The 24,605-nt window shown below is 65.5% G+C and carries 26 protein-coding genes and 1 riboswitch; of the genes, 18 read left to right on the top strand and 8 right to left on the bottom strand.

Features of this window, described 5'->3' with window-relative positions; genetic code table 11:
• Positions 1-2 precede the first annotated feature (2 nt).
• Positions 3-839: a C40 family peptidase gene (locus tag JCQ34_RS10340; RefSeq protein WP_286397366.1), complete on the bottom strand. Its 837-nt coding sequence runs from the start codon at positions 837-839 to the stop codon at positions 3-5.
• A gap of 3 nt (positions 840-842) precedes the next feature.
• Positions 843-1,013, bottom strand: a riboswitch (cyclic di-AMP (ydaO/yuaA leader).
• A 290-nt stretch (positions 1,014-1,303) separates the two neighbouring features.
• On the opposite strand from JCQ34_RS10340, the gene JCQ34_RS10335 reads away from it, so the two are divergent.
• The 3 genes from JCQ34_RS10335 to JCQ34_RS10325 are packed head-to-tail and all read left to right on the top strand — an operon-like array spanning position 1,304 to position 2,654.
• Complete coding sequence (locus JCQ34_RS10335; RefSeq protein ID WP_286397363.1) at positions 1,304-1,663, top strand: TraR/DksA family transcriptional regulator; 360 nt, start codon at positions 1,304-1,306, stop codon at positions 1,661-1,663.
• Positions 1,660-2,190: a DNA alkylation repair protein gene (locus JCQ34_RS10330; RefSeq protein ID WP_286397360.1), complete on the top strand. Its 531-nt coding sequence runs from the start codon at positions 1,660-1,662 to the stop codon at positions 2,188-2,190. The genes JCQ34_RS10335 and JCQ34_RS10330 overlap by 4 nt, the downstream gene beginning before the upstream one ends.
• Before the next feature lie 20 nt (positions 2,191-2,210).
• On the top strand, positions 2,211-2,654 hold the full coding sequence (locus tag JCQ34_RS10325) for a DUF1810 domain-containing protein (protein ID WP_286397357.1): 444 nt from the start codon (positions 2,211-2,213) through the stop codon (positions 2,652-2,654).
• 37 nt (positions 2,655-2,691) lie between these two features.
• On the opposite strand, the gene JCQ34_RS10320 is transcribed toward JCQ34_RS10325, so the two are convergent.
• Together JCQ34_RS10320 and JCQ34_RS10315 are read right to left on the bottom strand one after the other, a co-directional pair.
• On the bottom strand, positions 2,692-3,585 hold the full coding sequence (locus JCQ34_RS10320; RefSeq protein WP_142133701.1) for a glucose 1-dehydrogenase: 894 nt from the start codon (positions 3,583-3,585) through the stop codon (positions 2,692-2,694).
• Between the two features lie 163 nt (positions 3,586-3,748).
• On the bottom strand, positions 3,749-4,255 hold the full coding sequence (locus tag JCQ34_RS10315) for a metallophosphoesterase family protein (protein ID WP_286397355.1): 507 nt from the start codon (positions 4,253-4,255) through the stop codon (positions 3,749-3,751).
• Between the two features lie 73 nt (positions 4,256-4,328).
• On the opposite strand from JCQ34_RS10315, the gene JCQ34_RS10310 reads away from it, so the two are divergent.
• Positions 4,329-4,520, top strand: coding sequence for a DUF1918 domain-containing protein (locus JCQ34_RS10310; RefSeq protein WP_286397352.1), 192 nt, complete (start codon positions 4,329-4,331; stop codon positions 4,518-4,520).
• A gap of 52 nt (positions 4,521-4,572) precedes the next feature.
• The gene (locus JCQ34_RS10305; RefSeq protein WP_286397350.1) at positions 4,573-5,088 is read left to right on the top strand and encodes an NUDIX domain-containing protein; all 516 of its coding nucleotides are present in this window, start codon (positions 4,573-4,575) and stop codon (positions 5,086-5,088) included.
• Between the two features lie 19 nt (positions 5,089-5,107).
• Here the strand turns inward: JCQ34_RS10305 and JCQ34_RS10300 are convergent, their stop codons facing one another.
• Positions 5,108-5,785 carry an endonuclease/exonuclease/phosphatase family protein gene (locus JCQ34_RS10300; protein WP_286397347.1) on the bottom strand — a complete coding sequence of 226 codons (678 nt, stop codon included), beginning with the start codon at positions 5,783-5,785 and terminating at the stop codon, positions 5,108-5,110.
• Between the two features lie 157 nt (positions 5,786-5,942).
• On the opposite strand from JCQ34_RS10300, the gene JCQ34_RS10295 reads away from it, so the two are divergent.
• The 4 genes from JCQ34_RS10295 to JCQ34_RS10280 all read left to right on the top strand — a co-directional run bounded on the left by JCQ34_RS10295 (position 5,943) and on the right by JCQ34_RS10280 (position 9,935).
• Positions 5,943-6,746, top strand: coding sequence for a thioesterase family protein (locus tag JCQ34_RS10295; RefSeq protein WP_286397344.1), 804 nt, complete (start codon positions 5,943-5,945; stop codon positions 6,744-6,746).
• A 73-nt stretch (positions 6,747-6,819) separates the two neighbouring features.
• A complete protein-coding gene (locus JCQ34_RS10290) occupies positions 6,820-7,362 on the top strand; it encodes a PadR family transcriptional regulator (protein WP_286397342.1) in 543 nt (180 codons plus the stop codon).
• Between the two features lie 5 nt (positions 7,363-7,367).
• Positions 7,368-9,080 (top strand): ABC1 kinase family protein, encoded by a 1,713-nt coding sequence (locus JCQ34_RS10285; RefSeq protein WP_286397340.1) that lies wholly within the window; start codon positions 7,368-7,370, stop codon positions 9,078-9,080.
• A gap of 105 nt (positions 9,081-9,185) precedes the next feature.
• Positions 9,186-9,935: a lipoate--protein ligase family protein gene (locus JCQ34_RS10280; protein ID WP_286397338.1), complete on the top strand. Its 750-nt coding sequence runs from the start codon at positions 9,186-9,188 to the stop codon at positions 9,933-9,935.
• Between the two features lie 38 nt (positions 9,936-9,973).
• Here JCQ34_RS10280 and JCQ34_RS10275 read toward each other — a convergent pair whose 3' ends face one another.
• Entirely contained in the window at positions 9,974-10,231 is a 258-nt protein-coding gene (locus JCQ34_RS10275) for a mycoredoxin (RefSeq protein WP_236798496.1), read from the bottom strand.
• Between the two features lie 132 nt (positions 10,232-10,363).
• Here JCQ34_RS10275 and JCQ34_RS10270 point away from each other — a divergent pair, with 132 nt between their 5' ends.
• Positions 10,364-11,125 carry an SOS response-associated peptidase gene (locus JCQ34_RS10270; RefSeq protein WP_286397332.1) on the top strand — a complete coding sequence of 254 codons (762 nt, stop codon included), beginning with the start codon at positions 10,364-10,366 and terminating at the stop codon, positions 11,123-11,125.
• A gap of 25 nt (positions 11,126-11,150) precedes the next feature.
• Here the strand turns inward: JCQ34_RS10270 and JCQ34_RS10265 are convergent, their stop codons facing one another.
• Positions 11,151-11,573 carry a VOC family protein gene (locus JCQ34_RS10265; RefSeq protein WP_286397330.1) on the bottom strand — a complete coding sequence of 141 codons (423 nt, stop codon included), beginning with the start codon at positions 11,571-11,573 and terminating at the stop codon, positions 11,151-11,153.
• Positions 11,574-11,592: 19 nt separating this feature from the next.
• Here JCQ34_RS10265 and JCQ34_RS10260 point away from each other — a divergent pair, with 19 nt between their 5' ends.
• Entirely contained in the window at positions 11,593-11,913 is a 321-nt protein-coding gene (locus JCQ34_RS10260) for a chorismate mutase (RefSeq protein WP_142133710.1), read from the top strand.
• Between the two features lie 24 nt (positions 11,914-11,937).
• Here JCQ34_RS10260 and JCQ34_RS10255 read toward each other — a convergent pair whose 3' ends face one another.
• On the bottom strand, positions 11,938-12,327 hold the full coding sequence (locus JCQ34_RS10255) for a hypothetical protein (RefSeq protein ID WP_142133711.1): 390 nt from the start codon (positions 12,325-12,327) through the stop codon (positions 11,938-11,940).
• Positions 12,328-12,458: 131 nt separating this feature from the next.
• On the opposite strand from JCQ34_RS10255, the gene JCQ34_RS10250 reads away from it, so the two are divergent.
• The 6 genes from JCQ34_RS10250 to pdxS all read left to right on the top strand — a co-directional run bounded on the left by JCQ34_RS10250 (position 12,459) and on the right by pdxS (position 20,743).
• A complete protein-coding gene (locus tag JCQ34_RS10250; protein WP_286397319.1) occupies positions 12,459-12,809 on the top strand; it encodes a DUF6504 family protein in 351 nt (116 codons plus the stop codon).
• 11 nt (positions 12,810-12,820) lie between these two features.
• A complete protein-coding gene (locus tag JCQ34_RS10245) occupies positions 12,821-16,312 on the top strand; it encodes a DNA polymerase III subunit alpha (protein ID WP_286397317.1) in 3,492 nt (1,163 codons plus the stop codon).
• 138 nt (positions 16,313-16,450) lie between these two features.
• Entirely contained in the window at positions 16,451-18,460 is a 2,010-nt protein-coding gene (gene thrS, locus JCQ34_RS10240) for a threonine--tRNA ligase (protein ID WP_286397314.1), read from the top strand.
• 18 nt (positions 18,461-18,478) lie between these two features.
• The gene (locus JCQ34_RS10235; protein WP_286397312.1) at positions 18,479-19,066 is read left to right on the top strand and encodes an HIT family protein; all 588 of its coding nucleotides are present in this window, start codon (positions 18,479-18,481) and stop codon (positions 19,064-19,066) included.
• Positions 19,056-19,679, top strand: coding sequence for a phosphatidylinositol phosphate synthase (gene pgsA / locus JCQ34_RS10230; protein ID WP_286397310.1), 624 nt, complete (start codon positions 19,056-19,058; stop codon positions 19,677-19,679). Before JCQ34_RS10235 ends, pgsA begins: the two co-directional genes overlap by 11 nt.
• Before the next feature lie 137 nt (positions 19,680-19,816).
• Entirely contained in the window at positions 19,817-20,743 is a 927-nt protein-coding gene (pdxS, locus tag JCQ34_RS10225; RefSeq protein ID WP_026265780.1) for a pyridoxal 5'-phosphate synthase lyase subunit PdxS, read from the top strand.
• A 301-nt stretch (positions 20,744-21,044) separates the two neighbouring features.
• Here the strand turns inward: pdxS and JCQ34_RS10220 are convergent, their stop codons facing one another.
• Positions 21,045-23,057: a M3 family metallopeptidase gene (locus JCQ34_RS10220; RefSeq protein WP_286397305.1), complete on the bottom strand. Its 2,013-nt coding sequence runs from the start codon at positions 23,055-23,057 to the stop codon at positions 21,045-21,047.
• Between the two features lie 167 nt (positions 23,058-23,224).
• Here JCQ34_RS10220 and JCQ34_RS10215 point away from each other — a divergent pair, with 167 nt between their 5' ends.
• Positions 23,225-24,598 (top strand): ferredoxin reductase family protein, encoded by a 1,374-nt coding sequence (locus JCQ34_RS10215; RefSeq protein WP_286397303.1) that lies wholly within the window; start codon positions 23,225-23,227, stop codon positions 24,596-24,598.
• Positions 24,599-24,605 lie beyond the last annotated feature (7 nt).

Raw genomic sequence — 24,605 nt, 5'->3', positions numbered from 1 at the left:
GACTAGGCGACGCGGACTGCTGAGTAGCCGCCCAGCCAGCTGATGGAGTGCACCTGGGTGTCGTAGCCGTTCACGCCGCCGCTGACAACCTGGCCGTTACCGGCGTAAACGCCCACGTGGCCGGAGGTTATGATCAGGTCGCCGGGAGCAGGAGCGCTGACCACGGTGCCGTACTGGAAGAACTGGGTGGGGGCAAGATCGCCAACGGACTTGCCCACCGAGCGCAGCGCCTTCTCAACCATGGCAGTACAGTCCTGCTGCACGCCCAGCTGGCTGTAGGCGTTCGCCAGGATGGCAGCGCCGGTGCCCGTGCCGCTGGGGGCTGATACGGGGGTGGCCGAGGCGTAGGACATGTTCATGCCGGTGTTGGCCGGAGCGGCGGCTGCAGTCTGCACGGGCGCTGCTGCCGGAGCCGGAGCCGGTGCGGCGGTGTAACCGGCGCCGGGGATCTGGATCTGGTCGCCCGGGTAGATAACCGAGGACAGGCCCAGGCCGTTGGCGGCCAGGACATCGTTCAGGCTAACGCCGTAAGCAGATGCGATGGCACCGAGGGTATCGCCGGAAACTACGGTGTGGACGCTTCCTGCTGCCGCTGCCGCAACGGGGGCGGCAGGTGCGGAGTAGGCCTGCACGTTGGTCTTTTCAGTGGTGTCCGGGCCGGTGACACCGGCGTGGGCCGGGGCGCCGACGCCGAAGGCAATGCCGGACGCTGCAGCAACTGCCAGCGCGGGGCGGCCCAGCGAGCGGGCCTGGGACTTGGCTGTCACGGCGAGGCCCTCGAGAACAATCGAGCGGGCCGGAGTTGCGCGGTGACGGGCAGGGGTGGAATTTTTTGACACGGTTGATCGCCTCTCCCATGCCTGCGGGGTGAGCTGTCGGGTTCGGGCTGGAGATACCCGGCCGGAAGCATCCCCGTAACGGACGGAGGCGCTATCGACTTAACCCCAAGGCCACAAGTGGCCGCGGAAACTTGGTTCCCCCGTCCCTGCCAGCTGGAGCGGTTGTATCCCATGATCAGCGGCAGGGCTCGGCATACTGATGGGAATGTCCCGACTGAGAGGGACACCTGAAGACCATAACCCACATGCGGCGGCATTGTCACATTTGGATAACATACGAGGTCCCGCTCTCGAATTCCGCAAACGTTTGGATGTTACCTCCGTCCCGGGTTTAAGCTCGGCTAATAGCCATGGCGTGCAGCCCGGTAACGGTGCGGACACGGGCGCGAGGGGGATGCTGCTGGCCCCACGGCACGGGCCGTTTCCATGCCGACGGTTCCCGGTCGGACCGCTAGGCTGATTACATGCCAGATTTCGACCGGTTCCGCGTGCTGCTCGAAGAGGAGCGGGCGCGGCGGCTGGAGCTGCTGCCGGCGCTGCGGGCCGACATAGACGCGGCGAATTCGGCCCGGCAGGACTCCAACGTCGATGACGAGCACGATCCCGAAGGGGCCACGATCGCCTTCGAGCTCTCACAGGCTTCGGCGCTCCTGAAGCAGAGCTCGGCCGGCCTGGACCAGATTGACGCGGCGTTGGCCCGCCTGGCCGCGGGGACCTACGGCGCCTGCGCAGTATGCGGTGAACCCATTGCGGAAGGCAGGCTGGAAGCGCGGCCGTGGACGCCGTTTTGTCTCCGGCACGCCTCGTCCGGCCGGGGACGATGACCGGCCCTACGGAGGTGGTGTCCGCCGCGGTGGAGTTCGTTGACCGGACCCTCCAGAACGAAGGCGCCTGGTATCGGGCGGACGACGTCGGGAACCGGCTGGGCTGGGCGCTGGACTCTTATGGCTCTTCCATCGGAGCGGTGCGCGGCACGGTGCGCGACACGCTGCGTAAATTCAAGGACCTGGACCATGACGCCACGGTGATGCTTGCTTCCGCCCTGTGGGGACAGCCCAGGCCCGGCTCCCGCCCGGTGTTTGAGCGCCGGTTGGCGGCGGTGGTGCTGTTGCAGTCAAGGGTGCGGCTGCTTCGGCACTCGGACCTGACCCGGCTCGAAGGCTTCCTGCGTTCCGCCCAGGCCGCTGACCTGACCCAACCTCTCCTTGCCGACGTCCTGGTGCCGCTGCTGTCCGGCCTCGGGGAGCGCGAGCGCCACCGGGCCGGTGTGGTCCTGGCCCGGTGGCGGGACGACCCCGACCCGCAGCTTCAGGAGGCGGCAGCCGCCCTCGACAACGATTTGACCCTTTGACCTTAAACCGGGAGATCCACATGAACGAGCACTTTGACCTTGACCGTTTTGTTGCCGCGCAAGACAGCGGCGGTACCTATGACCAGGCGCTGGGGGAGCTGCAGGTCGGGAGGAAATCCGGGCACTGGATGTGGTTCGTCTTCCCGCAGATTTCCGGTTTGGGGCAGAGCGCAACGTCCCGCAAATACGCCATCTCCTCACTGGCTGAGGCCCGCGCCTACCTGGACCACGACGTGCTGGGCCCGCGGCTCCTGGAATGCGCCCTGGCCCTGGCCAACCACGCCGACCAGCCCGCCGAAGACATATTCGGCGGCATCGATGCCAGGAAGCTGCGATCGTCCATGACACTGTTTCTCCGGGCGGCACCCGGAGAAACAGTGTTCAAGACTGTCCTGGCCCAGTTCTTCGATGGCGAGCCGGACCCGGCCACCGACGAAATCCTGGCCGGCCAGGCCGCTGACTGACCTCAGGTTGACGGGTCAGCCGGGCCGGGGGTTCCTGCTAGGGCGTGGGGCTGCCGCCGTTGACGTTCAGCGTCTCGCCCACCACGTAGCTGGACTCGGGTGAGGCCAGGAAGACATAGGCGGGTGCCAGCTCCGCAGGCTGTCCTGCCCGGCCCAGGGGAGTGGACTGTCCGAATTCCGGCAGCTGCTCCTTGGGCTGGCCGCTGCTGACTTGCAGGGGGGTCCAGATGGGTCCCGGGGCCACGGCGTTCACCCTGATTCCCTTGGGGGCCAGCTGCTGCGCCAGCCCCTTGGTGAAGTTGTTGATGCTGGCCTTGGTGGTGGCGTAGTCCACCAGGGTGGGGGACGGGTTGTACGCCTGGATCGAGGTGGTGTTGATGATGGTCGAGCCGGCCGGCATGTGCGGGACGGCCGCCTTGGTCACCCAGAACATGGCGTACACATTGGTCTTTAGGGTGTGGTCGAACTGCTCGTCGGTGATGTCCTGCAGGTCCTCCTGGGCCACCTGCTTCCCGGCGTTGTTGACCAGGATGTCCACCCCGCCCAGCACGGCAACCGCGGTATCCACCAGTTCCCGGCACGTCGCCGAATCTTTGAGGTCGCCCGGCACCTTGACAGCCTTACGGCCTGCGGCCTCGATGATCCCGGCGATGCGGGAGGCGTCCTCCTCTTCCTGGGGCAGGTAGGAAAGGACGACGTCGGCGCCTTCCCTGGCAAAGGCAATGGCCGTTGCGGCGCCGATGCCTGAGTCCGCGCCGGTCACGATGGCGCGGCGGCCTTCCAGCCGTCCCGTTCCGCGGTACGTTTCTTCGCCCAGATCGGCCTTGGGCGCCAGTTCGGCATCAAGGCCCGGCTCGGGCTGGTGCTGCTTGGGCGGGGAAATCTTTTCGTAGGCAGTCACCGGATTACGGAAGGTGTACTGGTCAGTCATGGTGGTCCTCCTGTTCGTGCGGACTCGGGCTGGTTCGTCGCCCCGGAAACTGAAGCAGCCTGCGATCAAGGAATCGCAAAACCCAAAAAGCTAAGCATGCTTACGGTTCCCAGCCTAGGCAATGAAACCCCGCCCTGCCAAGCGGCCTTTCGGCCCGGCAACGTCAATCCCGCCGAACTTCCACCAGCCTCACCTCCGCCAACCGCCCGCCGTCGACCACGGCTTCCATGAACGTGCAGGAGGGCTGCCGGCGGCGGTCCGTGGGCGAGCCGGGATTCAGCAGCCGCAGCCCTTTGGGTGACACCGTGTCCCAGGGAATGTGGCTGTGCCCGAACACCAGGACATCGGCTTCCGGATACAGCGCTTCACACCGCTGTTCGCGGCCCTTTGCCTGCCCTGTCTCGTGCACCATGGCAAACCGGACACCGTCCAGCGTGGTGGTGGTTGTCGCGGGAAGCCGCCGGCGCAGGTCCGGGCCGTCGTTGTTGCCATAGACGCCCAGCAACCGCCGGCTTCGGCGCTCGAACTCGTCCAGCAGCGCCGCCTCCACCCAGTCACCCGCGTGGAACACAACGTCGGCACTTTCGACGGCCCGCCATACTGGCCCGGGAAGGTCTTTGGCGCGCTTCGGCACATGGGTGTCGGCGATGAGGACAAGGTTCAACGGCATATCCGCATCCTGCCATTCTGCCCTGTTCCCGCGCCCGCGGCAGTCGTAATCTGGGGGCTGGGAGGTGATTGCCATGGAGGCAGCCCAGGGCGACCGCATCGTCGTTCACGGTAGGACGGTGGGGTCCTCGGACCGGCACGGGGTGATTCTGGAAGTCCGCGGCGAGGGCGGAAGCCCGCCCTATGTCGTCCGCTTTGACGACGGGCACGAAACCGTCATGTATCCCGGCGGCGATTTCGCCGTCGACCGCGCACACAGCACCTGACGGGTGGGGCGGCGGCACTGCGGCCAGCCGCTCCACCTGTCAGACTGGGGGCATGGATCAGTTTCCGCACTCCAGCACGTCCTCCACCCCGCCGCCCCGCACCGGTCCGCGCGATCGGGGTGACGCCTGGGTGGAAGGGGACCGCGGCCGGTACTGGGGCAGGTTCGGCGCCGCCGGAGTCCTTGCCTACGACCCCGCCAAGGGCGTGCTCCTGCAGCACCGGGCCGTCTGGAGCCACAACGGGGGAACCTGGGGCCTGCCCGGCGGGGCGCTGCATGAGGGCGAAGAAGCGGTGGACGGTGCGCTCCGGGAGGCCTTCGAGGAGGCTGCCGTCCCGTCGGAGAGCGTGGAGGTGCTGTTCACCTCAGTGCTGGACCACGGCTACTGGTCCTACACCACCGTGGTGGTGCGGGTGCTGGAATCCTTTGAGCCCGTCATCAGCGATCCCGAAAGCATTGCGCTGCTATGGATCCCGGTAGCCGAGGTGGACGCCCTGGAACTGCATCCCGGCTTCGCGGACGCCTGGCCGGGCCTGCTGGCGCGGCTGGATTCCGGGGAGACCTGGTAAACGGGGGAGTCGTTTCCTGTTAATAGCCTTGGCCGTACTCGGCTGTCACCAAAATCGGCAGGTGGTCCGAGTTGCCCCGCGGCAGCGTTTCCACGCTGGCGATATCCAGGCCCAGTGACGTAGCAAAGTCGAAGTGGCCCTTGAACACCTTGTACCGCGTATAGGTCCGCCTGTTGCTGAGGGACAGGGCGTAGCCGGAGTTCTTCATGTGCATGTCAAGGTTCTTGGTGAAGAACGGGTAGTTGAAGTCGCCCACCATCAGGGTCATCAGGCCCCTGCCCATGCTCAGCAGTTCGGCGTGCGCTGCGTGGATCTGCTTGCGCCGCAACGAATTGGAGGCCGTGAGCGGGGCTGCGTGGAAGGAGCCGATCACCAGCTCATGCTGCGTTTCGTTGTCCATCACCCTGGTGCCGATCAGCCGCTCATGGGCCGGGGCCAGCACCCTGTCATGCATGGACTTCTTCAACGCGAAGGACTGGGTGTCCAGCGCGGTAAAACGGCTTGTGCGGTAATAAATGGCCAGCCCCAGCCGGTTGCCCTTGGTGGCATCGGCCAGATGGAGGGGGCCCAGGGTTTCCGGAAGGTCGCTGGCATCCACTTCCTGGAGGCACAGCGCATCGATGTCATGGTTCCGTGCCAGGGCGAGGAGTTCGCCGCTGGCAGCGTGCTTGCGGAGGTTGTAGCTGATGACGCGCATGAAACACCTCTTTTGAGGGTTGCTGACAGGACCAGTTCCTTACTCTAGTCGGATTGCCGCCGCCATCCTCCAACCTTTCGCCGGCCGTCCCGGCGCGCCGTTCACGCGAAGGATAGAGTTAGTGGCAATTCACTGAACGTTTCGTAAGGGGCCAGCCTTGACTGCAGACCTGCCCGAACTCGCCGAGGGCAACTTTTACTACCAGGACCTGGGAGAGGGCCGGTTCCGGTCCACCATCCACGCCCAGGGAGCCTGGAATGTCCACGAACAGCACATGGCACCGGCATCCGGCCTTCTGGCGGACCTCCTGGAACGGCACCAGCCCCGGGAAGACATGCGGATGGCGCGGATCAGCTACGAGATCCTTGGCCTGATCCCGGGTGGGGAGTTCAGGATCCACACCACCACGCTGCGGCCCGGCAGGACCATCGAGCTGGTGCAGGCCGAACTGGTGGCCGGCGGCCGCACAGCGATCCGCGCCACCGGGTGGCGGATGCTGACCAGCGACACCGGTGAGGTGGCCGCCGTCGAGGACGCCGCCATTCCGGGCCCTGACGAATGCAAGCCTTATGACGGCTCCGCCGTCTGGCCCGGTGGCTACATCCGGTCCCTCGAAATGCGGGTGGCCGAAGGGCACCGGCCAGGGGCGGGGAAAGTGTGGCTGCGCACCGAACATTCGCTCACCGACCGCGCAGACAGCGGGGATTTCGCGCGCCTCATGGGACTGGTTGACACCGCCAACGGCATCGCCGCCCGGGTACCGCCCGGCAAGGACAGCTACGCTTTCCCCAACCTGGACCTGCAGATCCACATGTACCGCAGGCCTGAGGGGGAGTGGCTGGGGCTGGACAATGCCGTGTCGTTCGGCCGTGACGGGATCGGCCTCACGTCCACCGTGCTGCACGACCGGCAGGGCCCGTTCGGCCGTGCCGAACAGATCCTGACGCTTCGGAGGACGTGACCGGCAGCTATGGTGCCCTCCTGTATCGCTGAGTATCGTTGTATATCGTTCGCGATTGACAAAGGAGTTCATCATGCGTGCGTCATACCCTGCAGGCGGATTCGGTCCCGGTAATTTCGACGGGATGTGGCAGGCCGTCGAAGAGCTGAGGTCCAGGTTCGAAAAGCGGGTTGGAACCCGTGCCGGGAAAGGCGAGGTGAGGGCAGCCGTCCTGGCCCTGCTCGCTGAGCGGCCCATGCACGGTTACCAGATCATCCGTGAGATCGAGGAGCGCAGCGGCGGCAGCTGGAAGCCCAGCGCTGGTTCTGTCTATCCCACCCTGCAGCTGCTGGCCGATGAGGGAACCATCAGCGCCGAGGAATCCAACGGCCGGAAGATCTACTCCCTCACCGAAGCAGGCCGCGAGGAGGTGGCGGCCCACCACGGTGCTGCGCCCTGGGATCCGGCGGGCACCCAGTCCGGAACCGGAGTTGCTTCCCTCCCCAAGGCCGGGATCGAGCTGGCCCAGGCGGCAGCCCAGGTGGCCCGGATCGGTTCGCCGGAACAGGTGCAGCAGGCGGTGGCGGCGCTGGACGAGGCCCGGCGCCGGCTTTACGCCATCCTCGCCCAGGACTGACCCGGGTGGCGTCGACTGTCCAGGACAAGGCCGCCGACCCGCTGCCCACGCGCGAGCACCGGGGGCGCTACCGGCGCATCCTGGGCTTCGCCGCCCGGAACCTCGCCGCCACGTGGTGGTTCGAACTGTTCCTGCCGCGGATAGGACTCGGCCGGATCTCCGCGCGCACCCGCTCCAGCCGGATGGGCCGCTTCGCGCAGCGGTTCCACGACCTGGCCGTGGAACTCGGCGGCCTCATGATCAAGGTGGGCCAGTTCCTGTCCTCCCGGCTCGACGTCCTTCCACCGGAGATCACCAAGGAGCTGGAGGGGCTGCAGGACGAAGTGCCGCCGGTCTCCTTCCCGGCCATTTCTGCCCTGGCGGCACAGGAACTGGGGACACCACTGGCAGGCGTCTTCGCCACCGTGGACCAAACGCCCATCGCCGCTGCATCCCTGGGGCAGGCCCACCGGGCCCGCCTTAATGCCGATGACGCCGGGGACACGGGGCTCGATGCCGTGGTCCTGAAAGTGCAGCGCCCGGGCATTGGAGCCATCGTCGACGTCGACCTCGCCGCGCTCCGCAAGGTGGCCGGCTGGCTCAGCCACATCCGGCTCGTGTCCCGCAGGGCCGACATGCCGGCCCTTGTGGAGGAATTTGCCCAGACCAGCCTCCTGGAAATCGACTACCTGCACGAGGCCGTCAACGCAGAGCGATTCGCCGCGGATTTCGCCGGCGATGACCGCGTGGAGGTTCCGGGCGTGGTGTGGGAGCGGACCACCCGCCGCGTGTTGACGCTCGAGGACGTCACGGCCATCAAGATCACAGACGTCCGCGCCCTTCGTGCCGCCGGCATCGATCCCGCCGAGGTAGCGCCGGTGTTCGCATCCATCATGTTCGACCAGCTCTTCACCAATGGCTTCTTCCACGCCGACCCCCACCCGGGAAACATCTTCGTGACGCCCGTCCCTCCAGGGGCAGGGGAACTTGCATGGAAACTGACGTTCATCGACTTCGGCATGATGGGCGAGGTAACAGCCTCCACGCGCAGCGGGCTGCGGAAGCTGCTGATCGCCGCCGCTGCCCGCGACGGCAAGGGGCTTGTGGCGGCCATCAACGACGTGGGCGTTTTGATGCCGTCAGCCGACAGCGCGGGACTGGAGCGCGCCATGACACAGCTTTTTGCCCGCTTCGGCGGCATGGGCTTTGCCGAGCTGCGCGAAGTGGACCCGCGGGAGTTCCGCGATTTTGCCGTGGAGTTCGGCGACGTGGTCCGCTCGCTGCCGTTCCAGCTGCCGGAAAACTTCCTGCTGATCATCCGGGCCATGTCCCTGACATCCGGGGTGTGCAGTGCCCTCGACGAGCGGTTCAACCTGTGGGATTCGGTGGAACCCTACGCAGCTCAGCTGCTGCGGGACGAGCGCGGCAATGTGGTGCAGGATGTGGCCCGGCAGGCCATCGACGCCGCCGCCGTGGCCTTCCGCCTGCCCCGCCGGCTGGACGCCCTGGCCACCCGGCTCGAGGAGGGATCACTGCAGGTAGCCGTTCCGCGGCTGGAGCGGCAGGGTGCCCGGCTGGAAAGGGCCGTGCGCCGCTCAGCCTCCGCCCTGGTCTTCGGCGCCCTGCTGCTCGCCGGCGCCATCGTCCGCGTCGACGACCTGGTGCTAAGCAATGTGCTGATGGCAGCATCGGCCTTGCCGCTTTTGCACGCACTGTGGGTGGGGCGCCGGGGGCGTTAAGGCGCGTGCCGCCGTCGGGCGTACCCTAGGTGTGGCCTGTCCGGCCGCTGCCATCGAACCTGTCGCCACCGAAACCGTCGACGCCAAAGCCCAGGGAGCTTCGCAATGCAAAACACCGCTACCGGACTCCGCCCGCTCACCGTGGTGCGTCAGGACGTATCCCTTGGTGCGGGCCGCGATCTCGAATTTGGCCTCGAGCTTTTGGCCAGGGCCAGGAATGGCGGGATAGGGCCCACCCTGCGGCTGTACCGGCCCGCTCCCACCGTGGCGTTCGGGCAGCGGGACACCCGGCTGCCCGGCTTCGACGCCGCCGCCCGGGCCTGCCGGGAGAACGGCTTCGAGCCACTGGTCCGCAGGGCGGGGGGACGCGCTGCCGCTTACCACCGGGGCACGTTGGTGGTGGACCATATCGAACCGGACGCGGATGCCGTGGCCGGGTCCAAGGCGCGGTTCGGCTACTTTGGCGAACTTTTTGCTGCGGCGCTGCGAAGCGTGGGGGTGCAGGCGGCGGTGGGCGAGATCCCGGGAGAGTACTGCCCCGGTGAGTTCAGTGTGCACGGCACCGACCCGCTGGACGGCTCACGGCGCGTGAAGCTGGTGGGAACTGCCCAGCGGGTGGTCTCCGGCGGATGGCTGTTCAGCTCCGTCATTGTGGTGGAGGATTCGGCCCCGATCCGCAAGGTCCTTACGGACAGCTACGCGGCACTGGGCCTGGACTGGGACCCTGCCACCGCCGGTGCGGCCAATGACCTGGTGCCCGGCCTGGATGTGGCAGCTGTTGAGCAGGCCCTGCTGGAAACATATGCGGGCCACGCCGCCCTGGAAACTGCCTCGTTCAGCAGCCTGGGGGCATGACCCGCAAACGATTGTGCGGCGAGCGCCGCACGCGGCTATCAGGCGGCCAGGCGGCTCTTGACCTCGGCGGCTGACGGGTTGGTGGCTGCGGTGCCGTCCGGGAAGAGGACGGTGGGAACGGTCCGGTTGCCGCCGTTCAGCTGCTCCACGAGCTCTGCGGTGCCCTCCACCTCTTCGATGTTGATTTCGTTGTAGCCGATGCCCTGCGCATCGAGCTGCTTCTTCAGCCGGTTGCAGTAGCCGCACCAGGTGGTGGAAAACATGGTGATGGTGCCGGATTCGGGAGTGAAGTCCACAGGGAGCTCCTATACGTCGCTTGGAAGGTTTCCTTACATTCAACCGTAGCGCGGCCGCCGGTATTCCCCGCTGCCGCAGTGCCTGGGCGGCGCCGCATGACACTTTATGGCGGCCGGTGGCAAGCTGGTGCCATGTGTGGACGCTACGTAATGGCCCGTGCCGTGGGGGACCTCCTGGCTGAGTTCGACGCCGAGCTGGAGGACGAGGTGAGCATTCCGCCGTCATGGAATGTGGCACCCACCGACGCCGTCCCCATAGTGCTGGAGCGCCTGAAGGAGGACAACGCCGGGCTCAGGCAGGTACGGCAACTGCACGTGGCACGCTGGGGCCTGGTCCCGTCCTGGGCGAAGGACCTGAAAATCGGGTCCAGCATGATTAACGCCCGCAGCGAATCGGTGCTGGAGAAACCGGCGTTCCGTAAAGCCGCGAAGTCACGTCGTTGTGCAGTTCCGGCCGATGGCTACTACGAATGGAAGCAGGGCCCCGGGAAGTCCAAGCAGCCGTATTACGTGCACCCTGGCCAGTACCACGGACTGGTTTTCGCCGGCCTCTATGAATGGTGGAAGGACCCGTCCCTGCCCGAGGCGGAGCCCGGGCGGTGGCTGCTGTCCACATCCATCCTCACCGCGGACACGCCTCCGCCGGGGACGGAGTCCACCATCTTTGGGAAGCTGACGGAACTGCACGACAGGGTGCCCCTGCCCATGGACAAGGCCACCATGGAAGCCTGGCTGGACCCCCACGCCGATGACGCAGCCGGCCTCGTGGACCTGGTGCGGTCAAGGGTCAAGGATGCCGCCGCCGACTGGCAGGTTGATTCCGTGGGAAAGGAAGTGGGCAATGTGCGCAACAACGGTCCCGAGCTGATCCGCCCGGTGGAGGCGCTGTTCTAGCAGCCCCGCTCAAGGCGCCCTGCCTTCACACGGTGACCGTACCGCCGTCGTCCACTGCCCAGGTGGGGTTGTAGGCCACCTCCCAGCGGAAGCCGTCGGGGTCGGCGAAGTACCCCGTGTAGCCGCCCCAGGGCTGGGTGACCGGTTCGGCGATGATGGCAGCGCCCGCAGCCGCTGCCTCCTCCATGATCCTGTCCACGTCCGCCGGACTTTCCACGTTATGGCTGAGGGTGATGCAGGGGACACCGGACGGCGGATTCGTGCCTGCTTCGGCCTGCATCTGGCGTGCGTCCCAGAGGGAGAGCACCAGGCCGTGGTTCACCTGGATGAACAGCACCTCCCCGGCCGCCTCCCGGTGGACCGGCCAGCCAAGGCCGTCAATGTAGAAGGCGCGCGAATCCGCAACGTTGCGGACACCGAGGGAGATAAAGTCGACTCTGGGCTCCATGCTTCGATACTGTCAGACGATGGCGACAATTCAAGGAAACGACAGGGATGCCCGGGCCGACAAGGAACAGCTCGCGGCCGTCCGGATTGCCGTTGACGAGGTGGATGAGCAGATTGTCACCCTCATTGCCCGCCGCGAACGGCTGATCAGGATTGCCGGAACCCTCAAGGGGGATGACGCCGAGGTGCGCGCCCCCGGACGGGTGGAGCGCATCATTGAGCATGTCCGTTCCGCTGCGGAGAAAAAGGACATCGACCCGGACATCGTGGAGTCAACGTACCGGGCCATGATCTCCGCGTTCATTGAACTTGAACTGCGGATCCACAAAGAAAACAGCTGAACTTTAAAGTGTTGGTGGAGGTGGCTACAGGGCCTCCTCCACCGGCACTCCGTGCTGGAACTCCCGTCCGTCCGCCTCGCTGAAGGCAGAGATGACGTGCCCCTTTCCCAGCCCATCCAGCGCTGAAAGGGGAAAGCTCCCGGTAATGCTGTTGTCCGAATGGGACACCCCGGACAGGTCGTAATCCTCCTCGACCCCCTGGTCCCGGTTGAACGAGTAGCAGGCGATTGCCTCCCCGTTCATGAATTCAATGCACAGCCGCCGCTGGAATGAATAGTCCGGCGAGGCTCCCATCAGCCCCACCACGTAGGCGCCGGATTCCGGAATGGCGCCGTCGATATCGAACGTGGCAAGGATGGTGGAGTCCTGGGCCTTGATGCTTGCCTGCTTTAGGAGTGCGTCATCGGTACTCATGCCAACATCCTGCTCCCTGCCGCACGCTCCGTCCACCCCCGCCTATGTTTTGCTGCAGACGCGGCGTAGACTGGCAGTATTCGAATACATGTTCGAATAACCATTCCAGGTTTACCGTCCGGGGAGGCGCCATGGGCATGTTCAGCGAGTCCGTTGACGTGGTGTGCTCCGCTGCGGGCCAGCCGGAATCCCTCACCTGGGCAGGCCGGTCCTACACGGTCTGCGCCGAACCTGTCCGGTGGTACGAACGCCGGCAATGGTGGGCGGAGGACGCCAGGGCTCCATTGGGAAGCGGGCAGGGCGTGGTGGACCACGAAATCTGGCGCATCCAGGTGATCCCAAGCCGGAATCCACCCCGCCCCGGGGGTCCCAATGATCCTGCCGGTGCAGAAACCCTCACCCTTGACCTGTCCCGCCACATCCCCAGCGGCCGATGGCGGCTGCTGCGGATCCATGACGCGCTACGCCCCAGAACTGCCTGAAACAGAACAGCATGAGCTTCACCCACCTACACGTTTCCACAGCATTCAGCGCCCACTACGGCGTCTCCTGGCCGGAGGAGCTGGCCATGGCAGCCGCCGCGGACGGGGCTACTGCCCTTGCCTGCACCGACAGGGATGGCCTGTATGGCACCATCAAGCACCTCAAGGCCTGCATGGCTGCCGGCATCGATCCCATTGTGGGGGTGGACCTGGCAGTCTTTGACGACGACGGCGATCACCGCACGCAGGTAGCCGGCCGGGTGGTGGTGCTGGCCAGGGGCAATAACAACGGTGCCGGTTACCGTGCGCTCTGCAGGCTGGTATCCGATGCCCACGCCAGGACATCGGGGAAGGCCGGGGGAGCGGTCCCCGCGGCAGTCACCCGCGCCGAACTTGCCTCCCGCACCCTGGACCCCCAAACCCTCAAGCCGGTGCTGACCGTCCTGCTCGGACCTGACTCAGACGTCGGAAGGGCCATGGGTGGGCGGCGGTACCTGCGCCCCCGAACCCTGTTCAAGCAATGGATCGACGCCATGCCCGCTGGAACAGTGGTGGCGGAAATCGTCTCCCAGCTCAGCGCACCGGGTACCTCGTTCAGCACGGCCCATGCCGTCCGCATGCTCAGGCTCGCCGAGGAGCACCATGTACCTGCCATCCTCACCAATGCCGTCCGCTACTGCGCTGCCGATGGAGCCCCAACTGCCGACGTCCTGGACTCTGCCAGGACCTTGAAGTCCCTACCGGAACTGGCAGGAGAGCCGCTGCTGCAGCCAACCGGACAGGGATGGCTTAAAACCGGGGAGCAGATGCTGGCCCTGGGGAAGGAGATCATTTCCGCTGCAGGTTATGGTGCCGCGGACCTCAAGCAGCTGATGGCCCAGACCGAGGCGCTCGCCGATCTTTGCCGGATCGACCCCACCACCGATATGGGCTGGAAACAGCCAGTTGTCCCTGAGGCGTCAGTCATTGGCATCAACCAGGATCCGCACGCCGAACTCATCCAGCGCTGCCATGCGGGAATCGGCAGGCGGTTCCCCGGTGTCAGCGGCAAGGCAGAGAAGGACATGCTGTTTCGGCTTGACCATGAACTGGGCATCATCAACAACCTCGGATTTTCCTCCTACTTCCTCACGGTGGCGGAGGTGTCCCGGATGATCCAGGACATGGGGGTCAGGGCGGCTGCCAGGGGATCGGGGGCCTCCAGCCTGGTCAACTACCTGATTGACGTCAGCCATGTGAACCCCCTCCAGCACGACCTCATTTTCGAACGGTTCCTTTCCAACGACCGCGCCACCCTTCCGGACATCGACATCGACGTCGAAAGCGCTGAACGCCACAACGTCTACCGGCGGATCTTCGAGCGGTTCGGGTCAGAGCGGGTCACCCTGATGAGCATGCAGAACGGATACCGGGCGCGGGGGGCAGTGCGCGACGCCGGGCTGGCGCTGGGTATGGACGACGGCGAGGTGGGGGAGATCGCCAAGCAGCTGTGGCGGTTTTCGGCCCGGAAGTTCCGGGAGGCGTTGCAGGAAAAGCCCGAGCTCCGGGAGTTTGCCGGCAGGGTTGAACAGCGCGATGCCGATGGCAACCAGCAGCTGGACCTGCTGGTGGATCTGACTGAACGCCTGGACCGGCTCCCCCGCCACATCTCCATGCACCCCTGCGGCGTGATCCTGGGTGATGCCACGCTCCTGGACCGCACCCCGGTCCAGCCAAGCGGGCTTGGCCTGCCCATGAGCCAGTTCGATAAACACGACATGGACCCCATGGGCATGCTCAAACTCGATGTCCTGGGTGTCCGCATGCAAAGCGCAATGGCTTTCGCCGTCCGGGAGATAATACGCATCCACCCCACCAAAAAGGACGTGGTGGCAGCGGGCAGGCACCCACTGGGACCCGATGGCACCGGCCCGGACTACATTGCCGGGGACGGCCGGATCGACCTCAACGCCGTCCCCCTTGACGATGAACCAACCTATGAACTGATCAGGAGCACGCACACCCTGGGTTGCTTTCAGATTGAATCCCCCGGGCAACGGGAACTGATCGGAAAGATGGCGCCCCGGGAATTCAACGACCTCATCATCGATATTTCCCTGTTCCGCCCCGGGCCGATGAAATCGGACATGGTGCGGCCCTTCCTGGAACACCGCCACGGATTTGCCCCTGAGGTTTATCCGCACCCGGACCTCAAACCCGTGCTGCAGGAAACCCATGGGGTCACGGTCTTCCACGAACAGATCCTGAAAACCCTCGACATCATGACCGGTTGCGGGCTGGCCAAGGCCGACGAGTTCCGCAGGGCGTTGAGCAACGAGGCGGGGGAAGCGCAGGTGGAGGAATACTTCCGGCGCCACGCGAAGGTGAGGGGGTACACCCCCGAGGTAGTGGACAAGGTATGGGGGACGTTGAAGTCCTTTGCCAGTTTCGGCTTCTGCAAGGCCCATGGCGCTGCCTTCGCGGTTCCCACCTACCAGTCCGCCTGGCTCAAAACACACCATCCCGAAGCTTTCCTGGCGGGCTTGTGGGAGCACGATCCGGGGATGTACCCCAAACGGCTTCTGGTGGCTGAAGCCCGGCGGCTGGGCATCCCCATCCTTCCCCTGGACATCAACAGGAGCAAAGCCGAGTACCGGGTGGAGCGGATCGAATCCGGCAAGGACACCGGCAAGCTGGGAATCCGGCTCAGCCTGAACGGGATCTACGGGCTGTCGGCCGCCGAATTGAAGCGGATCGTGGCGGGGCAGCCTTATGATTCGCTGGCCGACCTTCGGGCGCGCTCGCGGCTTAGCAAGCCAAACATCCGGCGCCTTGCCCAGTTAGGTGCCTTTGATTCCCTGCACCGGGAAGCAGGAGGTCCGGCCAACCGCGCGGACCTGGTGCAGCACCTGCAGCAGCTCCAAACCGCCAACGGAACCCGCAAGGGCGTGGAGGTGCTGGAGGGGCAGCTGGCCCTTCCCCTGGGCGACATCGAACTAAGGAACATCAAGCCCAGGCTTCCCGCCCCCACGCTGGTGGAAAACGTCAGGGCAGAACTTGACCTCATGGCCGTAGATGTCAGCACCCACCTGATGGAAAGCCACCGCCCCATGCTGGAAAGGCTCGGCGTCACCACAGCGGACAAGCTTCTTAGCATGCGCAACGGCACAGAAGTACTGGTGGCAGGAGTGCGCGTGGCAACCCAAACGCCTCCCATGCGCGGCGGCAGGAGGGTAGTTTTCATCAGCATCGACGACGGCACAGGCTGTGTTGATTCGGTCTTCTTCCATGAGGCCCAGGAAAGCGCCGGACCGCTCCTGTTCGGCACCCGCCTGCTGCTGATCCGCGGCACCACCCGAAGGACCGGTCCACGGGGCATCAGCCTGAGTGCAAGCATGGCATGGGACCTCAGCAGGACGGAGACACTGCCCTTCCCTGAGGCCGCGACGGCGGGCGGCGGGGACGTGGCCCATCCCCTGGATGGCATCAGCAGGACGCTGGCGATCACCGGTTTTAACGGGTGAGCCTGCAGTTTTTGCCGGGTGGGCATGCAGTGCGGCGCGTTGGTCGGCCCTCACAGGAACCGATAGCATTGACGGTGGCTGGCTGTGGTCCCCGTATGCCACAAGCTATGAAGCCTCAACTTTGAATAGGAGACACCCGTGTCAGATGCCCAGCAGATCACCCTTCTCGTCGATGGCGAAGAGACCAAGGTGACTACCGGGACAACCGGTGCGGAACTCTTCTTTGAGCGCCGCGACGTTGTCGTGGCCCGCGTTAACGGCGAGCTGAAGGACCTTGACCAGGAGCTTCCCGAAGGCGCCGAGGTGGAAGGCGTCACCATTGATTCGCCCGACGGCCTGAACGTCCTGCGCCACTCCACCGCCCACGTCATGGCCCAGGCAGTGCAGCAGCTGCGCCCCGACGCCAAGCTCGGCATTGGCCCCTACATCACCGACGGCTTCTACTTCGACTTCGACGTTGCCGAGCCGTTCACCCCCGAGGACCTCAAAACCCTCGAAAAGATGATGCAGAAGATCGTCAACCAGAACCAGAAGTTCGTCCGCCGCGTCGTCACCGAGGACCAGGCCCGCGAAGCGATGAAGAACGAGCCCTACAAGCTCGAGCTGCTGGGTAAGAAGAACGACGCCGCCGAGGCCGGGGAAGGCGTGAACGTTGAGGTGGGTGCCGGCGACATCACCATCTACGACAACGTGGAACGCAAGGAAGGCGCCACCGTCTGGTGCGACCTCTGCCGTGGCCCGCACCTGCCCAACACCAAACTCATCTCCAACGCCTTCGCCCTGACCCGTTCCTCGTCGGCCTACTGGCTGGGTAACCAGAAGAACCAGCAGCTGCAGCGCATCTACGGCACCGCCTGGCCCACCAAGGAAGCCCTGAAGGCCTACCAGGAGCGCATTGCCGAGGCCGAACGCCGCGACCACCGCAAGCTGGGCTCCGAACTGGACCTGTTCTCCTTCCCGGACGAGCTGGGTTCAGGACTGCCTGTCTTCCACCCCAAGGGCGGCATTATCCGCAAGGAGATGGAGGACTATTCCCGCCAGCGCCACGTCGAGGCCGGCTACGAGTTCGTCTACACCCCCCACATCACCAAGGGGCACCTGTACGAGGTCTCCGGCCACCTGGACTGGTACAAGGACGGTATGTTCCCGGCCATGCATGTGGATGCCGAACTCAATGAGGACGGCACCGTACGCAAGCCCGGCCAGGACTACTACCTGAAGCCGATGAACTGCCCCATGCACAACCTCATCTTCCGCTCCCGCGGCCGGTCCTACCGCGAGCTGCCCCTGCGGCTGTTCGAATTCGGTTCGGTGTACCGGTACGAGAAATCCGGTGTGGTGCACGGCCTCACCCGTGTGCGCGGCATGACACAGGACGACGCCCACATCTACTGCACCCGCGAGCAGATGAAGGATGAGCTCACCAAGACCCTCAACTTCGTCCTGGCCCTGCTCAAAGACTACGGGCTGAACGACTTCTACCTGGAACTGTCCACCAAGGACCCGGAAAAGTACGTCGGCGACGACGCCACCTGGGAGGAAGCCACCAGGACCCTTGCCGAGGTGGCCCAGGAGTCCGGACTGGAGCTCGTGCCGGATCCGGGTGGAGCAGCCTTCTACGGCCCGAAGATCTCGGTGCAGGCCAAGGATGCGCTGGGCCGTACCTGGCAGATGTCCACCATCCAGCTGGACTTCAACCTGCCCGAACGCTTCGAACTGGAGTTCCAGGCCGCCGATGGCAGCCGCCAGCGCCCCGTGATGATCCACCGCGCCCTGTTTGGCTCAGTGGAGCGGTTCATGGGCGTCCTCACCGAGCACTACGCCGGTGCGTTCCCCGCCTGGCTGGCTCCGGTCCAGGTGGTGGGCATCCCGGTTGCCGAAGCGTTCAACGAGTACATGTTCGACGTCGTCGATCAGCTTAAGGCCGCTGGTATCCGCGCCGAGGTGGACACCACCTCCGACCGGTTCCCCAAGAAGATCCGCACCGCCAGCAAGGACAAGATCCCGTTCGTGCTCATCGCAGGTGGCGACGATGCGGAAGCAGGAGCGGTGTCGTTCCGGTTCCGGGACGGAAGCCAGGACAACGGCGTGCCGGTGGAGGAAGCCGTCAAACGGATCACCGACGCCGTCCGCAACCGGACCAGCTAGCCGAACGGAAGCAGCACAGTGCAGGAGAACACAGGCGCAGGTTATCCAGGCGATGACGGCGTTACCGACGATTTTGCCCTCGCCGGTGTCCCGGACGCCTTCCAGCGCCTGTGGACTCCGCACCGCATGGCCTACATCAAGGGCGGGCAGCACCAGTTCAAGAACGAAAACGACTGCCCGTTCTGCGTGGGCCCCGCCCGCACGGACGAGGAAGCGCTCATTGTCTACCGCGGCCGGACCTGCTATGTGGTGCTGAACCTGTTCCCCTATAACCCGGGCCACCTGCTGGTCTGCCCGTACCGGCACATCCCGGACTACACGGACCTCACGGTTGAGGAAACAGCAGAGTTCGCCGAACTCACCCAGACGGCCATGCGGGTCCTCCGCAAAGTCTCCAATCCCGGCGGCTTCAACCTGGGCATGAACCAGGGTTTGGTGGGGGGTGCCGGAATCTCTGCGCACCTGCACCAGCACATCGTTCCGCGGTGGGGCGGGGACGGCAACTTCTTCCCCATCATCGCCCAGACCAAGGCCATCACCCAGACCCTTGATGAGGTCCGGCAGCAGGTTGCCGACGCCTGGCCCGGGGAGTCGGATGCTGAATAGGCATGCCCGCGGCTTCTTCACCGCGGTGTTTACCCCGCTGGCCCGCTGGCTCCTGAAGATCGGTGTTTCCCCGGACGCGGTGACCATTCTTGGCACTGCAGGGGTTGCGGCGGGAGCCCTCGTGTTCTACCCCCTGGGTCAGCTCTTCTGGGGCACCCTCTTCATCACGGCGTTCATTTTCTCCGACGTGCTGGACGGCATCATGGCCCGAATGCAGGACGCGAAGAGCCGCTGGGGAAACTTCCTTGACTCCACCCTGGACAGGATCGCCGATGGCGCCCTGTTCGCCGGCGTGTCCGTTTGGTTCTTCACCGGGGGCAACAACACCGCCATCGCCGTCTCCGCCCTGCTGTGCCTTGTCCTGGGCATGGTGGTTTCGTATGCCAGGGCCAAGGCCGAATCCCTGGGGTTCACAGCGAACGTGGGCATTGCAGAACGTGCTGAACGCCTGGTATCCGTGCTGGTGGTCACCGGCCTGACCGGCCTTGGACTCCCGCCGGTGGTCCTGCTGGTGACGCTGGTACTGCTTGCGGTGGCGAGCCTCGTGACGGTGGTGCAGCGCATCGTTTCCGTCCGCCGGCAGGCCTTGGCGGAACCCACGCCCGCTGATTAAGCATGATTAAGCCGGGCACGCGGCGGGGGACTAGTATATAAGTGCCCGGTCAAGGGACCCGGCAACCCGTGCGTGCACCCCCGGCAGCTGCCGCCGCATGCCCGGCGAAGATCATCTGTCTACCCATAGGGGTTTTTGTGTCTACACCTGATGTAAGCAACGAGGCCGGTTCGTCCGCGAACAGCGTCACGGGCAGCAGCCGCGTGAAGCGCGGCATGGCCGAGATGCTCAAGGGCGGCGTCATCATGGACGTCGTCAACGTCGAGCAGGCCCGCATCGCCGAAGACGCCGGTGCCGTGGCAGTCATGGCGCTGGAGCGTGTTCCGGCCGATATCCGCGCCCAGGGCGGCGTGTCCCGTATGTCCGATCCGGACATGATCGACCAGATCATCGATGCCGTGTCCATCCCGGTCATGGCCAAGGCCCGCATCGGCCACTTCGTCGAGGCCCAGGTCCTGCAGTCCCTCGGCGTTGACTACATCGACGAGTCCGAGGTCCTGACCCCGGCCGACTACATCAACCACATCGACAAGTGGAACTTCAAGGTTCCCTTCGTCTGCGGTGCCACCAACCTCGGTGAGGCCTTGCGCCGCATCAACGAAGGCGCGGCCATGATCCGCTCCAAGGGCGAGGCCGGTACCGGCGACGTCTCCAACGCCACCGGCCACATGCGCAAGATCCGCTCCGAGATTGCCCGGCTCTCCTCCCTGCCCGAGGACGAACTGTACGTCGCGGCCAAGGAACTGCAGGCCCCCTACGAACTGGTCAAGGAAGTCGCCGCAGCCGGCAAGCTTCCCGTGGTCCTGTTCACCGCAGGCGGCATCGCCACCCCCGCTGACGCTGCCATGATGATGCAGCTCGGCGCCGACGGCGTCTTCGTCGGTTCCGGCATCTTCAAGTCCGGCAACCCGGCCCAGCGCGCCGCCGCCGTCGTCAAGGCCACCACCTTCTTCGACGACCCGGACGTCATCGCTAAGGCCTCCCGCGGCCTGGGCGAAGCCATGGTGGGCATCAACGTCGACGAGATCCCCCAACCGCACCGTCTCGCTGAGCGCGGCTGGTAACTCTCTCCTCGCGTCCTCTTGGGGCGCCGGACGGCGCTGATCCTCTGCGTGCTATTCCCCGCGCCCCGTTGGCGGCTTTGTCGACGGTCCGGGCGCGGGGGCCCTTTTACGCACGCTGCCGGATCAGCCCCGCCTCTCGTTTGGCTAGTCGCCAACCGCGGTAACTTACGACGCCGGTTCCTCACCTTCTCTGGCGGGGGACCGGCGTCGTCCGTTTTTTAGGTCTCTTCTGGAACCGTCGATTGCTCCGTACTTGTCGTTTTCGGGGCTCAAAACGACAAGTGTTCAGCAATCGATGGGGTTACTCCAGGCCGCGGCGCTTTAGCAGGGGCTCGAGCCGTGCTTCGCGGCCTCTCAGGGTGCGGAAGGACTCCAGGGGGTCGCGGCTGTTGCCGCGGCTGAGGAGTTCCTGGCGGAAGCGTTCGCCGTTGCTCCTGGAGAGGCCGCCGTTCTCGGTGAACCAGTCCACCGTCTCTGCGTCCAGCACTTCACTCCAGATGTAGGAGTAGTAGCCAGCCGCGTAGCCTGCCCCGGCGAAGATGTGCTGGAAGTAGCCGGTCCGGTACCGCGGCGGGATCAGCGGGTGGGCGATACCTGCCGCAGCGAGGGCCTTCGCCTCAAACTCCACGGCATCGTCCGGCACCTCACCAGGTTCCAGCGTGTGCCAGGCGAGGTCGAGCAGGGCTGCGCCCAGGTATTCGGTGGTTGCAAAGCCTTCGCCCCACAGCCGGGATTCGTTGAGCCGGTCCACAATGTCCTGCGGAAGTGGGTCCCCGGTGACGTGGTGGCGGGCGTAGTTGGACAGTACCTGCGGCCACATGATCCACATCTCGTTGACCTGCGAGGGGTACTCCACAAAGTCCCGCGGCACGGAAGTGCCGGAGAAGCGGGGATAGGTGACGTTGGAGAACAGGCCGTGCAGGGCGTGGCCGAACTCGTGGAACAGGGTCCGCAGCTCGTCCAGGCTTAGAAGGGTAGGCTCGCCGGCCGGAGGCTTGGAAATATTGAGCGTGTTGATCACCACTGGCTGGGTGCCCAGCAGGGCGGACTGGTCCACCAGCGAGTTCATCCACGCGCCACCCCGCTTCGACTCACGCGCGTAGTAGTCGCCGAGGAACAGGCCCAGGCTGGCGCCGTCCTCATTCAGGACCTCCCAGATGCGCACGTCCGGATGGTACGCCTGGAGATCAGCCCTCTCCTGGAAGGTGATGCCGTACAGCGACGTTGCAGCAAAGAACACGCCGTCGGTAATGACCCGGTCGAGTTCGAAGTAGGGGCGGAGCGCCTGTTCGTCCACGTCGTACTTCTCCCGCCGCACCTTCGCGGAATAGTAGGCCCAGTCCCATGCTTCCAGCGGGTGGCCGGCAACCTCGGCCAATGCGGCCGCCTCGGCATCGGCGTTGCGGACAGCGGCCGGCGCCATCCGGTTGAGCATGGTCCGGACTGCCTCGAAGTCCGGGGCCGTCTGCCGGTCGGCCACAAGCTCGGCGTAGTTGGCGAAACCCAGCAGCTGTGCCTTTTCCGCCCGAAGGCCGGCCATCTCCCTGGCGAGGTCCAACACATCCAGGCTGCCGCCGTCACTGCCCCTGGCCACGGATGCTTCGAACAGACGACGGCGGACGTCCCGGTTTTCGAGCGAGGCCAGGGCAGGCTGATTGCCGGGTTGGATCAGGGTGAGCAGGTATTTTTCGTCGTGCCCGGCGGCGCGGGCAGCTTCGGCGGCGCTGGCGACGTCGTCGGCGGGCAGGCCCGCCAGGTCATTGACGTCCTCCAGCAGCAGGGCCCCGGATTTCATTCCCTCTTTGACCCGTTGGCCGAACTCGGTGCCCAGCCGGGCCAGCCCGGCGTTGATGGCCCGCAGCCGCTCCTGGCCCGGTCCGTCCAGCTGGATGCCTGACTGGCGGAACTCCCTGAGGTACTCGTCCACCAGCCGGATGGATTCGGGATCATGGCCGGCCGTATCAATAGCCGCAAAGCGCTCAAACAGCCTCCTGTTGAGGTACACCTCGTCCTGGTGCGAGGAGAACCGAGGCGACAGCACCGTTTCCAGTTCCCTGATCTGCTCAGACGCGTCCGCCGACACCAGGGTAAAGAATGCCGCCGCTGCCCTGTTCAGGAGCTGTCCGGAGCGTTCCATGGCGAGGGCCGTGTTCTCAAACGTGGCCGGTTCCGTGCTGTTGGCGATGGCCTGGATCTCGTCCAGGTGGGAAGCCAGACCCGCTTCGATGGCCTCGCCGTACTGCTCGGGCGTGAGCGCCGTGAAAGGTGGAAGGCCGTAGGGCAGGGGACTGGCGGTGAGGAGGGGGTTCGTCATGGGGTAAACCTTTCACAGCGGGGCACGCTTCTCAATCACCGCCAATGGCGGCGTCCTCCCAGCCGGCATCCCTACAATTGCCGCTAGGTAGTCCGGCCAGGACTGCAACCAGTGCGCCCAGCAGGGCAAACGCCCAGTTCGGGAAATGACGAAGGAGACCGGCGCCCATGACCAAAGGTGGCACAAGGCCCGGGACAACCTTCGTGGGCATACCGTTCCGGTGGCTGGGACCGGGCGTGGTCATGCTGCTCGTGGGGGCGTACGGCATCTTCTGGTACCTGGCGCGTCCCGAGAACGAGCCCCTCACGGGCTACATAGGGCAGCTTTTCGGCGGCGAGTCCGTGCTGCTGTATTCGATCGCACTGGTGCTGGTCAGTACCCTTCCCCTTGTCGAGCCTGTCTTCGGCGGCATTGACCACGCTGCCATCTGGCACCGCAGGGCGGCGATTACGGCAACGATTTTGCTGCTGCCGCACATCGAGCTCGCGGCCAACCCCGAGGCCACCAGCCTGGGAAAAACCCTGGCCGTGGTGGCCATCTGCGGCCTGGCGGCGCTGGTGGTGTGGGCAATCCTGCCGCGCTGGCGCACCATGCTTCCGGCACCCATCCGGCGGCTGGTGGTTGCCGTTCTCCAGTCCAAGCCGGTCCAGGTGGCGGGCCGGCTGGTGGGCGGCTACGAGCGGTGGCGGGGCTTCCACCGCCTGACCGGCTTGTTCCTGGCCGCTGGATTCCTGCACGGCCTGCTCGATGCCAGCGCATTCGACGCGGTGCCCGGACTGCGGTGGAGCTACGTGGCCATCGGCGGAACGGGCCTGGCTTTCTATGCCTACCGGGAACTGCTGGCGCGCCGCTTCCTGCCGCATCACGACTATCAGGTGGCAGGAGTCCGGCCGGTTGCTGCCGACCTGGTGGAAGTGGCACTGCGTCCCCTGGGCCGGCCGTTGACTTTCAAGCCCGGCCAATTCGCCATGGTCTACCTCGAAACGGCCGACGGCTGGCAGCGCCACCCGTTCTCCATCTCAGGGCCTGCCCCGGAGGGCGGAATCAGTATCACGGTGAAGGCACTTGGAGACCACACCACCAAGCTCCCCGACGTGGTCCAGCCAGGCATGCCGGCGGTTGTGGGTGGTCCCTACGGCCGGTTCGACCGGCACCGCGGCACTGCACACCAGGTCTGGATCGCGGGAGGGGTGGGAATCACACCGTTCCTCAGCTGGCTGCGCGCCTTGGACAGGGAGCCTGATGCGGAACTTCAGGAGGAGGTCCACTTCTTCGTCACTTCGGCCGGGCGTTCCCCGTTCGCCGATGAGATCCTTGCCGTGGCCCGCAACCATCCCAGGCTTACCGTGCACCTGGTGGACACGGCGGCGGACGGCCGGCTGACCCCGGAATCGGTCTTGGCGTCTGTGGACAGCGAACCAGCTCGGCTGTCGGTCTTCATGGGCGGACCGGATGCCATGCTGCGGCAGTTCCGGAAAGCCTTCCAGGCGGCAGGCGTCCGCCGGGCCAACATCCACCGCGAGTACTTCCAGTGGCGTTGAGGCGCCA

This window comes from Pseudarthrobacter defluvii (assembly GCF_030323865.1).
Classification (GTDB): Bacteria; Actinomycetota; Actinomycetes; order Actinomycetales; family Micrococcaceae; genus Arthrobacter; species Arthrobacter sedimenti.
The sequence above is the reverse complement of the archived record's forward strand: the minus strand, read 5'-3'. Positions and strand labels throughout refer to the sequence as shown.

What these genes read in the sequence shown, in the direction of transcription:
- JCQ34_RS10335 (WP_286397363.1), top strand. Translation starts at nt 1,304, where the DNA reads ATGCCAGATTTCGACCGGTTCCGCGTGCTGCTCGAAGAGGAGCGGGCG.
- JCQ34_RS10330 (WP_286397360.1), top strand. Translation starts at nt 1,660, where the DNA reads ATGACCGGCCCTACGGAGGTGGTGTCCGCCGCGGTGGAGTTCGTTGAC.
- JCQ34_RS10325 (WP_286397357.1), top strand. Translation starts at nt 2,211, where the DNA reads ATGAACGAGCACTTTGACCTTGACCGTTTTGTTGCCGCGCAAGACAGC.
- JCQ34_RS10320 (WP_142133701.1), bottom strand. Translation starts at nt 3,585, where the DNA reads ATGACTGACCAGTACACCTTCCGTAATCCGGTGACTGCCTACGAAAAG.
- JCQ34_RS10315 (WP_286397355.1), bottom strand. Translation starts at nt 4,255, where the DNA reads ATGCCGTTGAACCTTGTCCTCATCGCCGACACCCATGTGCCGAAGCGC.
- JCQ34_RS10310 (WP_286397352.1), top strand. Translation starts at nt 4,329, where the DNA reads ATGGAGGCAGCCCAGGGCGACCGCATCGTCGTTCACGGTAGGACGGTG.
- JCQ34_RS10305 (WP_286397350.1), top strand. Translation starts at nt 4,573, where the DNA reads ATGGATCAGTTTCCGCACTCCAGCACGTCCTCCACCCCGCCGCCCCGC.
- JCQ34_RS10300 (WP_286397347.1), bottom strand. Translation starts at nt 5,785, where the DNA reads ATGCGCGTCATCAGCTACAACCTCCGCAAGCACGCTGCCAGCGGCGAA.
- JCQ34_RS10290 (WP_286397342.1), top strand. Translation starts at nt 6,820, where the DNA reads ATGCGTGCGTCATACCCTGCAGGCGGATTCGGTCCCGGTAATTTCGAC.
- JCQ34_RS10280 (WP_286397338.1), top strand. Translation starts at nt 9,186, where the DNA reads ATGCAAAACACCGCTACCGGACTCCGCCCGCTCACCGTGGTGCGTCAG.
- JCQ34_RS10270 (WP_286397332.1), top strand. Translation starts at nt 10,364, where the DNA reads ATGTGTGGACGCTACGTAATGGCCCGTGCCGTGGGGGACCTCCTGGCT.
- JCQ34_RS10265 (WP_286397330.1), bottom strand. Translation starts at nt 11,573, where the DNA reads ATGGAGCCCAGAGTCGACTTTATCTCCCTCGGTGTCCGCAACGTTGCG.
- JCQ34_RS10260 (WP_142133710.1), top strand. Translation starts at nt 11,593, where the DNA reads ATGGCGACAATTCAAGGAAACGACAGGGATGCCCGGGCCGACAAGGAA.
- JCQ34_RS10255 (WP_142133711.1), bottom strand. Translation starts at nt 12,327, where the DNA reads ATGAGTACCGATGACGCACTCCTAAAGCAGGCAAGCATCAAGGCCCAG.
- JCQ34_RS10250 (WP_286397319.1), top strand. Translation starts at nt 12,459, where the DNA reads ATGGGCATGTTCAGCGAGTCCGTTGACGTGGTGTGCTCCGCTGCGGGC.
- JCQ34_RS10245 (WP_286397317.1), top strand. Translation starts at nt 12,821, where the DNA reads ATGAGCTTCACCCACCTACACGTTTCCACAGCATTCAGCGCCCACTAC.
- pgsA (WP_286397310.1), top strand. Translation starts at nt 19,056, where the DNA reads ATGCTGAATAGGCATGCCCGCGGCTTCTTCACCGCGGTGTTTACCCCG.
- JCQ34_RS10220 (WP_286397305.1), bottom strand. Translation starts at nt 23,057, where the DNA reads ATGACGAACCCCCTCCTCACCGCCAGTCCCCTGCCCTACGGCCTTCCA.
- JCQ34_RS10215 (WP_286397303.1), top strand. Translation starts at nt 23,225, where the DNA reads ATGACCAAAGGTGGCACAAGGCCCGGGACAACCTTCGTGGGCATACCG.